Genomic DNA, 9,316 nt, shown 5'->3' on the forward strand with positions numbered 1-9,316 from the left:
CCTCATGAATCGCAGTAAATGGAAAAACTTGCAGTCCGAGCTGTTTACGAACGGTCTGGGTGTCGCTGCTCTTGTCATATTGACGGTGTTTACACTGGGGGCGGTCTTTGCCTTCCTGTCCGGTCATGATCCGAATGCCATGGATGCCATGGCCCGCCTGACGAAGCCCGGCGCCGCGCATCTGTTCGGCACCGATGATTATGGCCGCGACTATCTGTCCAGAGCCTTATACGGAGGCCGGGTCTCGCTGCTGGTCGGGTTTGCCTCCATGGTCGTAGCAACCTTTGTGGGTGTGCTGGTTGGGGTAATCAGCGGATATTTCGGCGGCTGGATCGATAATCTGCTGATGAGGATGCTGGATATTATCATGTCGATCCCGTCCTTCCTGATCCTGCTGCTGCTCAGCGTCTATCTGAAGCCGAGTATCGGCAATCTGATCATTATTATTGCTCTCTTGATGTGGATGAATGTGGCCCGTGTCGTCCGCGCGGAGACCCTGACGATCAAGGAAAGGGAGTACGTGTTATATGCCAAAGCCTCGGGACAGAGTGCCTTCGGCATGATCTGGCGGCATATCCTTCCGGGGCTGGTACCAGTGATTATTGTAGGGGCGACGAATAATATTGCCTCGGCCATTATGATGGAATCGTCGCTCAGCTTCCTCGGCTTCGGGGTACAGCCCCCGAATGCCACGTGGGGGAGTATGCTGAACAGCGCACAGGGGTATATTGCCCAGGCGCCTTATCTGGCGCTGTTCCCCGGGCTGATGATCCTGTTTACCGTGCTGAGCTTCAATGTGCTGGGAGATATTGTGCGGGTCGGCTTTGAACCTAAGCTGATCCGAAGATAGGAGGGCTTAACATCATGACTGAACGGCTGCTGACTGTTGAGAATTTACAGGTTTCCTTCGCTACCCGGGACGGGGAGAATCAGGCCGTCCGTGGAGTTAGCTTCCATATTGATGCGGGTGAGACCGTAGGCATTGTCGGAGAATCCGGCAGCGGCAAAAGCGTTACAGCCAAGGCGGTCATGTCACTGATCACACCGCCGGGGCATATGACTGCCGGGAAGCTGGAGTTCCGCGGCAAGAGCCTGAAGGGGCTTACGGAGAAGCAGTGGCGGTCCTTGCGGGGCAACCGGATTGCGATGGTCTTCCAGGACCCGATGACCTCGCTGAACCCGGTCAAGCGAATCGGCCAGCAATTGACAGAGGTTATCCGCAGACACCGGGGACTGGATAAAACGGCTGCGTATACCGAAGCGGCGGAGCTTCTCCGCCAGGTCGGCATCCGTGATCCGGAGCAGCGGCTGAAGCAATATCCGCATGAATTCAGCGGAGGGATGCGCCAGCGGGTGATGATCGCGATGGCGCTCTCCTGCCGCCCGGAGCTGCTGATTGCCGATGAGCCTACCACCGCGCTGGATGCGACCATCCAGGCGCAGATCCTCGATCTGTTCAAAGAGCTGAAGGAACGGGGAGATACAGCGGTTGCGCTTATCACCCATGATCTGGGAGTAGTAGCCCAGGTCTGCACGCGCGTCATTGTCATGTATGGCGGACTGGTTATGGAGGAGGGGACGGTGCAGGATATCTTCTACCGGCCTCAGCATCCGTATACGCAGGGCTTGCTGCGTTCCATACCGAAGCGCGGCGGCGGTGAACGTGAGCGGCTGATTCCGATCGAGGGCACACCGCCCGATCTGCTGAATCCCCCGCCCGGCTGCCCGTTCATGGACCGTTGTCCGCATGCCTTCGCCCGCTGCAGTGAACGTCCTCCGGTAGTCGAATTTGCACCGGGGCACCGCTCGATGTGCTGGCTGACCGAAGATACAGAAGAGAAGACAGCAGTTACAGCGGGGAGGGATTTCACTTGAGCGAGCGCAAGGTGCTTGTAGAGGTTAACAATCTGAAGAAGCATTTCCCGGGGGGCAAGGATCTGCGCGGACGGGATAAGGGTGTACTTAAGGCTGTGGATGGGGTCAGCTTCCAGATTCGTCAGGGCGAGACCTTTGGATTGGTTGGTGAATCCGGGAGCGGCAAGTCCACGGTCGGGCGCTGTCTGCTCCGTTTGTACGATTATACGGACGGCGAAGTGTTCTACGACGGGCATCCGCTAGGCAAGCTGGGCGAGAAAGGGCTGAAGCCCTTCCGCAGGCGGATTCAATCGATTTTCCAGGACCCGTATTCCTCGCTTAATCCAAGCCTGAATGTACTCGAGCTGATCAGTGAGCCGATGCGGATTCACGGTCTCTATCCGGGCGAAGAGCGCAAGGAAGCGGTGGCGGAGCTGCTGGAGAAGGTGGGGCTGAAGCGGGAGCATCTGTACCGCTTCCCCCATGAATTCAGCGGCGGGCAACGCCAGCGGATCTCCATTGCACGGGCGCTGTCGGTCCGGCCCGAGTTCGTCGTCTGCGATGAGCCCATCTCTGCGCTGGATGTCTCTGTCCAGGCCCAGGTCGTTAATATGCTGGAGGATCTGCAAGCCGAGTTCGGGCTGACCTATCTGTTCATCGCCCATGATCTGTCGATGGTCCGTCATATTGCCGACCGGATCGGCGTGATGTACGGCGGCCGGCTGGTGGAGGTGGCTCCAAGCGATGAGCTGTATGATCATCCGCTCCATCCATACACCAGAGCACTGCTCTCCTCCATTCTGGAGACAGACCCGATGAAGGCCAGCCGCAGAATCCAGCTGGAGGCTTACCCGGCTGTGCGCGGGACAGAGGAAGCCGCTGCACTGCGGGAAGTGAGTCCCGGACATTATGTGGCCGGGGAATATGCAGACTAATGCTGTGAACGAATCTTAGGAGATACACATCTGTGAATCAAGGAGGAGATACAATGACAATACCGACTAGCAAGGTCAAATTATCACAATGGGATGCCCTTCTGCTGGAATCGCTTCGCGCGCTGTCCGGATCTGACGAAGAGCTGCTGCGTAGAGTGAGCGAAGGGGATCTGCCAGCCGATGAGAGTAAATACGAGTTCGATTACGGGCAGTTGTCTGTCCTTGCAGAGGAACAGCCGGAGGGACTCCGCCGGGCGGTTCTGGAAGGCTACCAGATTAAATACAATACCATCCGCGGCATCCGCAGCTGGATAGAGGTTGCGCTGGGGATTGAAGCGAAGCTGGAGCTTGCGGAGGGGCAGGAAGCGGTGGAAGCGGAATTCACGGAGGCTGAACGCGAACGGCTGGAGGATGTATTGTCTTACGGCTGGGCGGTCACAGGCGGGCCTGCCGGGGACGGCAGTACCGGAACGTACCGGATCGAGCCGATTCAGCGCTAGAATCTGATAAGGGAAAGCCACAACAGCCGCTCCAAGAATGGGAGCGGCTGTTTACATTTACATATTCAACTGAATTCTGCGCGTGCTTAGTACGCCTTCCAGTCCGGTAGGGTCAGTGCTGACCTTGCGGGCAACGAAGGCTTCGGCCCGCTCCGAGGTGCGCAGGCGCAGCGGCTTGGTCTCAAGCTGTACCAGCTCCCACATAACCTCCGCTACGGATTCTGCACTCTGCGGCTCCACATTCCGCTCCAGGAAGGCCGCTCTATAAGCATCCAGAATCGGCTTGTACTCGTCTTCCAGAACGCCGCCGGTGCTGGCGACATGCCCCATTACGGTTGAATTGAACTCCGTAGCAATCGCTCCTGGCTCCAGCAGGGTGATATCGATATTGAACTGCGGCTTGTAATAGGTGGCGAGACTCTCCAGCAGCCCTTCCACTGCGAATTTGCTGGCGCAGTACACCTCGTTCATCGGCTGCCCGACCAGTCCGCCGACACTGGAGGTCGCTACAATATGGGCGTAGCCCGTCTTTTGCAGCAGCGGCAGTGCAGCCCGGATCGTATGCATGACCCCGTACACGTTGGTATTGAAGACATCCTCGATCTCAGGGAACGGCGCCTGTCCAAGCGCTCTCAGGTAGCCGAATCCGGCATTGCAGAATAATAGATCCAGCTTGCCTTGCTCCGCTTCTATCCGGTCAATAACCTGCTGAATACTCTCCGGCTGTGTCACTTCCAGCTCTACGAACTTCAGACCCTCCACATTCTGGTACAGCTCCTGTTCACGCTTCAGATGGCGGGTTCCGGCATAGACCGTCCAGCCCTCATGGGCGAACTTCAGTGCAGTGGCAAGGCCGATGCCGGAGGATGCTCCGGTGATACAGATTACTTTGTTCATACCAGCTTTCGCCTCCATTAGTTTGAACTTCATTGATTTGGACCTGTTGACAAAGGTATAAATGTTCCAGTTTTGCCCACATTATAGCATATAGTAATAGAGCTTCCTGTAAATCGACATAAAGTTCGTGGTTTCGCGCGAATTGGGCGATGCCAAAGTTGCTATAATTGTTTTCAGTACGGTACACTATAATAAAAATCTTATCTGTCAGCGAATGGAGAGGAACAAGGGAACAATGGAAGTATTCAAGCGTTATGTCGCCAATTTAACAGTCCGGCGCTTCTTGATTCTGGGATTGATTGGACTGCTGCTGTACAGTATCAGGGATATGCTGAATCTGGTGCTGCTGACCTTCCTGATCGCTTATGTGATGAACAGCTTTCAGGTGCTATTGAGCAAGCGGATCGGCAAATTTGTGAAGGTGAACAGCAAGGTCATCATTATTATATTGTATTTGGCGCTGATTAGCATGATTGTATTGGCACTCGTCAAATATCTGCCCAAGGTGTTCTCACAGATCAAGCAGTTAACTACATTTCTCGGCACATTAACCTCCGAAGATATTCCGCAGAATGAGATTATGCAGTATTTATTCAAAGAGATCAAGGAGCTTAACTACCAGAGCTATTTGAATCAGGGGATCGAATATATCTTCAAAATCAGCAACTGGGGCACCACCTTCGTCCTGTCCACGATTCTAAGCCTTGTCTTCATTCTGGAGAAGAACCGGATCGTCAGCTTCACCTCCCGCCTGAGAGACAGCAAAATCTCGTGGTTCTATGTGGAGCTGGAGTATTTCGGCAGAAAATTCATCTCCTCCTTCGGCAAGGTCATTGAAGCACAGATTCTGATTGCGCTGTTCAATACTTTGTTTACCGTGGTCGGGCTGTGGGTGCTTGGTTTCTTTTTCGAGCCATTCCCGTATCTGTTCGCCCTCTCCATTATGATCTTCATGCTCAGCCTGATTCCGGTCGTCGGCTTTGTCATTTCGCTGATTCCGCTGTGCATTATCGGCTATAACACGGGCGGACTGATGCTGACGATCAACATTCTGGTGATGATTGCCCTGTTACATGTCATAGAGGGCTACTTCCTCAACCCGAAGCTGATGTCTTCCAAGATGAACCTGCCGATGTTCTACACGCTCGTAGTGCTGTTGTTCTCTGAGCATTATATCGGGGTATGGGGACTGATTCTCGGGATTCCAATCTTCGTCTTTTTCCTGGATATTCTGGATATCAGCCGGGACAATAAGCCTTCGCTGGAATGATAGACCGGGCTGGATAAACTGTAAGCAATAGCAACGTATACACGTATATAGGCGATATTCAACCTGCTGAAGGTTCGGGTATCGCCTATTTTCATATTAAGCATTGGAGGAGACATAAGATGATCAGATATCCAGTATTAGAAGCAGAAGCCGTTATTGGTGTAACTGCACCCTCATCAGGAGTGGGAGAGGAGCTTCGTGAACTGCTTGAGCTGGCTGTAGAACGGCTGCAAAAAAGAGGGTACAGCGTAGTATGCGGACCGACAGCGTGGACACAGGAGAAGGCTAAATCGGCCCCGGCTGCTGTACGTGCCGCTGAATTCAACGCGATGATGGCCGATGAGTCCATCGGACTCATCGTGCCTCCCTGGGGCGGGGAGCTGCTGATCGAGATGCTGGAGCAGGTGGATTTCAGCAAGATGAAGTGTAAATGGATTCTCGGGTATTCCGATATCAGTGTGCTGCTGCTGGCTGTCACGCTGAAGACGGGGATTGCCACTGCCCATGGCACGAACTTCATTGATCTGCGGGGGGGACAGACAGACCCGACCACAGCCATGTGGGACAAGGTATTATCTACACCAAGCGGCGGTTCTGTCATTCAGCAATCCTCACAGCAATACCAGCTGGAATGGGGAGGCGGAGAGCCTTCGCCCCATGTGTTCAATCTTACGGAAGCGACGAGCTGGAAGACGGTGGGTAACCAGACTATCACCATGCAGGGCCGCCTGCTGGGCGGCTGCATTGATGTCATCCGTCATCTGATCGGCACGCCGTATGGAGAGGTACGGCATTTCCAGCAGCACTATATCCATAATGAGCCGATTCTGTGGTACTTAGAGAACTGTGAGCTGTCCGTGACCGACCTGCGCCGCTCCCTGGTGCAGATGAAGCTGGCGGGCTGGTTCGAGCATTGCAGCGGACTTATGTTCGGCCGGAGCGCGGCTAACCGCCCTATGGACGGGTACACCGTAGAGGATGTCTACCAGGAGCTGGCCGATGAGCTGGGCCTGCCGGTCACATACGACATCGACTGCGGACATCTGCCGCCGCAGGTTACTTTGATCAACGGGGCCTATGCAGAGGTAGAGGTTGGAGAGGGCAGGGGAACGGTGACGCAGTACTTCCGGGATTAGAGAAACATTAGTATGATGCTCGTGCTGACTCTAATTTCCACTCTTCTCATACCATAATCAGTCCGCTCTTAAACAGGTATATTCGTCATATATAATGTGAATTTATGTCGAATTTAGTTGAAAAAAAGTGCTGGGATTATTCAAGGAATGCGCTACGCAGGCTTGGCATCCTGTATAATTTATGAATATACAGACAGCCATAGCTGCCGATTTCTGAGCAGTGAATCCCTCACGAAAGAGAGTAGTGACTATGAAATCCATCGCCTGGGTAACTGACAGCACCAGCACCATTGATTCTGAATTCGCCAAGAATAACCATGTGTATATCGTTCCCCTCCGTCTAATCGTCAATAATGAATGTTATAAAGAAAATATAGATATTAACGCCGATCAGTTCTATGAGAAAATGCGGCAGCATGACAAGGTAGGCAGCTCCCAGCCGCCGATTGGCGAGTTCGTGGAATTGTACGAGCGTCTGAAGGAAGAGTATGACGAGATTATTGCGATCCACTGTTCCTCCGAGCTTAGCGGGACCTTCAACACCTCGATGCAGGCAGCGGATATCGCTGAAGTGAACGTAATTGGTATCGATTCCAAAGTAGGCGCGTACCCGATCCGTGAGATGCTTCTGCGCGGTATTCACTGGCAACAGGCAGGCTGCTCTGCGCAGGAGATCAAGAACAGAATTGATAATATCATTGAGGAAATGTCCTTCTATATTATCCCTGCCAGCCTGAGCCAGCTGCACCGCAGCGGACGGCTCTCCGGATCTCAGTTCCTCCTCGGCCAGCTGATGCGGATTCATCTGCTTTTGAGGTTCGATGAGGGCAAAATTGTCGTCGCCGATAAAATACGTACCTTCAAGAAGACAAAGCAAAAGCTGCTGGAGACCATCCACGAGGAAATCGGCCGCTTCCAGGATGTATGTATCATGCACGCCAACAATAGAGAAGAGGCACTGAGCCTGGAGTGGGCCATTAAGGCCATGTCTCCTTCGGTGCGTACAGAAATAATGACCTTTGTCCCGGTGGTAGGTGCTCATATGGGCGAGGGAACACTGGCGCTGTCTTGGATTAACCGAACGGCCCTGAATAGTATTGATGCTGAGGAGGAAGTGCTGGAGTCTGTGCTCTAGAAAAGGAGCGGAACGATGTTCTTATATCATTACTATGATGCATCTGTGGGTCCGTTTGTCAGCCTATCCGATTTGCCGGGCGATCAGGCGAGGGCCGTGCTGGAGACGATTAAGCAGACCAAGCCCAAGGCTCAGAGCGCCCAAAGAAACGATAAGTATATAGACAATCGGCGGAACTGCGAGAGCATCATCCGGGCGGAATTTATTCGTAAAGGCGGTCTTGTCCAGCGGTCCTCCCCGCATTATATGGTAGTTGAACACAGTCCGTGGCTAAGCACTTGGTTCGAGAATGGCGCATTCCTTAAGATCCCGGTTGAGGAATTTGATGTGAACACGATTTCTTTTACCTATGGGGACTCCATGCCGACCTTCAGCCCGCTGATTAACGATGGCAAAGAGTATAGGCACACTCTGTATACCTATCCCGAGATTGTGAGCATCATTGACAAGTACGGGTTACCGCAGCATTGGAACAATGACGGAAGATACGGCCCCGAGCGGTACGTCGAAGCGCATGTCTGGAGCGATGAGGCGGTTGATCGGTACCGGTGAAGGGAAGAGCCAGCCCACATGGGACTGGCTCTTCTGTATGCTACTTAGTCTTGTTTTTGAGTGCGATAATCTCAGTCTCAGATAGCCCAGAGGCTTTCACTATAATTGATGTTTCTATACCGTGCTTGAGAAGTTCCAACGCCATTTGAATTGCTTTTCTCCTCTCTCCTTCAGCAAGAGCTCCTTCAATCATAGAGGCCTCATCATGCAAATACTTCTGTCTGTCCTCATACAATCGGCGGGCCTCCGCATCCTGACTAAGAAACTCCAACGTATCCATTGCTTTTTTCAGTACAGGTTCATTCATCGTCAGCACCTCCCAATTGGATTTATCTGCACCCTTTAAAAAGAGCAGCCAGTTGATCAATCCGCCACCCTCTAAAGGAGTCGCATGTTCGCTAATTTTGGGCAGCTCAAGAAAGTGTAGTTCCATGTCATCAATAAGTGGTATTCCGCTTCAGTCTTCACGAAGATGGAATACGATATGGTATTGGCTGTTGGGGATAAATGAGTAATTAAGTATGTTGATGGTAACACATTTCTTCAACATTTATAAGTTCACCATCTGCTGTTCTCCCTCGAATATCGAGTATCGATTGTTTGTCGCGGGGAGCATCCTTTTCAGTATAGGGATTCAGTAGAATAATCTCCGTTAAAGGTGGGCTATTGGCCTCTAGAAAAGTCTTGTTTAGGAAGGCAAGCAGCACATCCCGGTTTTCCTCACTGCCAAATATTCGTTTGAATAAAAAGTCATTTCGGGGATCAAGAAGTTCACTCATCGGCAATGAACTCCATTCAACTGTTCACAGACTCTTAGACATGATTAGTACATTTTCCTTTTAACTGGGAAGGATATATCCCATTTGCGCTATTCTTCGATCAAGGCACATTTTATTCCGACAGAAGCAAACCTCCTTTTGCAACCTGAGGTTGCAGAAGGATATACGCATTATTCAACTTACACTCGATTTCGATATCAGCATCTCTATGCTACTATTGGCTGTGTTGAGTGATAGTAGAATGGAGGTGTGTTCACG

9 protein-coding genes and 1 pseudogene are annotated in these 9,316 nt (G+C 52.3%); 8 read left to right on the top strand and 2 right to left on the bottom strand.

The window, feature by feature from the left end; translation table 11 throughout:
* Nucleotides 1-4 precede the first annotated feature (4 nt).
* The 4 genes from MKX51_RS33045 to MKX51_RS33060 are packed head-to-tail and all read left to right on the top strand — an operon-like array spanning nt 5 to nt 3,289.
* Complete coding sequence (locus MKX51_RS33045; RefSeq protein ID WP_340995435.1) at nt 5-850, top strand: ABC transporter permease; 846 nt, start codon at nt 5-7, stop codon at nt 848-850.
* Between the two features lie 14 nt (nt 851-864).
* Nucleotides 865-1,875 carry an ABC transporter ATP-binding protein gene (locus tag MKX51_RS33050; RefSeq protein WP_340995437.1) on the top strand — a complete coding sequence of 337 codons (1,011 nt, stop codon included), beginning with the start codon at nt 865-867 and terminating at the stop codon, nt 1,873-1,875.
* Nucleotides 1,872-2,789, top strand: a complete 918-nt coding sequence (locus MKX51_RS33055) for an ABC transporter ATP-binding protein (RefSeq protein ID WP_340995439.1) — start codon at nt 1,872-1,874, stop codon at nt 2,787-2,789. The genes MKX51_RS33050 and MKX51_RS33055 overlap by 4 nt, the downstream gene beginning before the upstream one ends.
* Nucleotides 2,790-2,842: 53 nt before the next feature.
* On the top strand, nt 2,843-3,289 hold the full coding sequence (locus MKX51_RS33060) for a hypothetical protein (protein WP_340995440.1): 447 nt from the start codon (nt 2,843-2,845) through the stop codon (nt 3,287-3,289).
* Between the two features lie 57 nt (nt 3,290-3,346).
* Here MKX51_RS33060 and MKX51_RS33065 read toward each other — a convergent pair whose 3' ends face one another.
* Nucleotides 3,347-4,186, bottom strand: a complete 840-nt coding sequence (locus MKX51_RS33065; RefSeq protein WP_340995441.1) for an SDR family oxidoreductase — start codon at nt 4,184-4,186, stop codon at nt 3,347-3,349.
* A gap of 235 nt (nt 4,187-4,421) precedes the next feature.
* Here MKX51_RS33065 and MKX51_RS33070 point away from each other — a divergent pair, with 235 nt between their 5' ends.
* The 4 genes from MKX51_RS33070 to MKX51_RS33085 all read left to right on the top strand — a co-directional run bounded on the left by MKX51_RS33070 (nt 4,422) and on the right by MKX51_RS33085 (nt 8,279).
* Nucleotides 4,422-5,456, top strand: coding sequence for an AI-2E family transporter (locus MKX51_RS33070; protein ID WP_340995443.1), 1,035 nt, complete (start codon nt 4,422-4,424; stop codon nt 5,454-5,456).
* 119 nt (nt 5,457-5,575) lie between these two features.
* Nucleotides 5,576-6,592: a S66 family peptidase gene (locus tag MKX51_RS33075; RefSeq protein WP_340995444.1), complete on the top strand. Its 1,017-nt coding sequence runs from the start codon at nt 5,576-5,578 to the stop codon at nt 6,590-6,592.
* Nucleotides 6,593-6,842: 250 nt separating this feature from the next.
* The gene (locus MKX51_RS33080; RefSeq protein WP_340995445.1) at nt 6,843-7,727 is read left to right on the top strand and encodes a DegV family protein; all 885 of its coding nucleotides are present in this window, start codon (nt 6,843-6,845) and stop codon (nt 7,725-7,727) included.
* 15 nt (nt 7,728-7,742) lie between these two features.
* Nucleotides 7,743-8,279, top strand: a complete 537-nt coding sequence (locus MKX51_RS33085; RefSeq protein ID WP_340995447.1) for a hypothetical protein — start codon at nt 7,743-7,745, stop codon at nt 8,277-8,279.
* Between the two features lie 40 nt (nt 8,280-8,319).
* Here MKX51_RS33085 and MKX51_RS33090 read toward each other — a convergent pair.
* Nucleotides 8,320-9,058: pseudogene (locus MKX51_RS33090) on the bottom strand (Rpn family recombination-promoting nuclease/putative transposase).
* Between the last annotated feature and the right edge of the window lie 258 nt (nt 9,059-9,316).

The sequence above is a fragment of the Paenibacillus sp. FSL M7-0420 genome, from assembly GCF_038002345.1.
Classification (GTDB): Bacteria; Bacillota; Bacilli; order Paenibacillales; family Paenibacillaceae; genus Paenibacillus_AQ.

What these genes read in the sequence shown, in the direction of transcription:
- MKX51_RS33060 (WP_340995440.1), top strand. Translation starts at nt 2,843, where the DNA reads ATGACAATACCGACTAGCAAGGTCAAATTATCACAATGGGATGCCCTT.
- MKX51_RS33070 (WP_340995443.1), top strand. Translation starts at nt 4,422, where the DNA reads ATGGAAGTATTCAAGCGTTATGTCGCCAATTTAACAGTCCGGCGCTTC.
- MKX51_RS33050 (WP_340995437.1), top strand. Translation starts at nt 865, where the DNA reads ATGACTGAACGGCTGCTGACTGTTGAGAATTTACAGGTTTCCTTCGCT.
- MKX51_RS33085 (WP_340995447.1), top strand. Translation starts at nt 7,743, where the DNA reads ATGTTCTTATATCATTACTATGATGCATCTGTGGGTCCGTTTGTCAGC.
- MKX51_RS33065 (WP_340995441.1), bottom strand. Translation starts at nt 4,186, where the DNA reads ATGAACAAAGTAATCTGTATCACCGGAGCATCCTCCGGCATCGGCCTT.
- MKX51_RS33045 (WP_340995435.1), top strand. Translation starts at nt 5, where the DNA reads ATGAATCGCAGTAAATGGAAAAACTTGCAGTCCGAGCTGTTTACGAAC.
- MKX51_RS33080 (WP_340995445.1), top strand. Translation starts at nt 6,843, where the DNA reads ATGAAATCCATCGCCTGGGTAACTGACAGCACCAGCACCATTGATTCT.
- MKX51_RS33075 (WP_340995444.1), top strand. Translation starts at nt 5,576, where the DNA reads ATGATCAGATATCCAGTATTAGAAGCAGAAGCCGTTATTGGTGTAACT.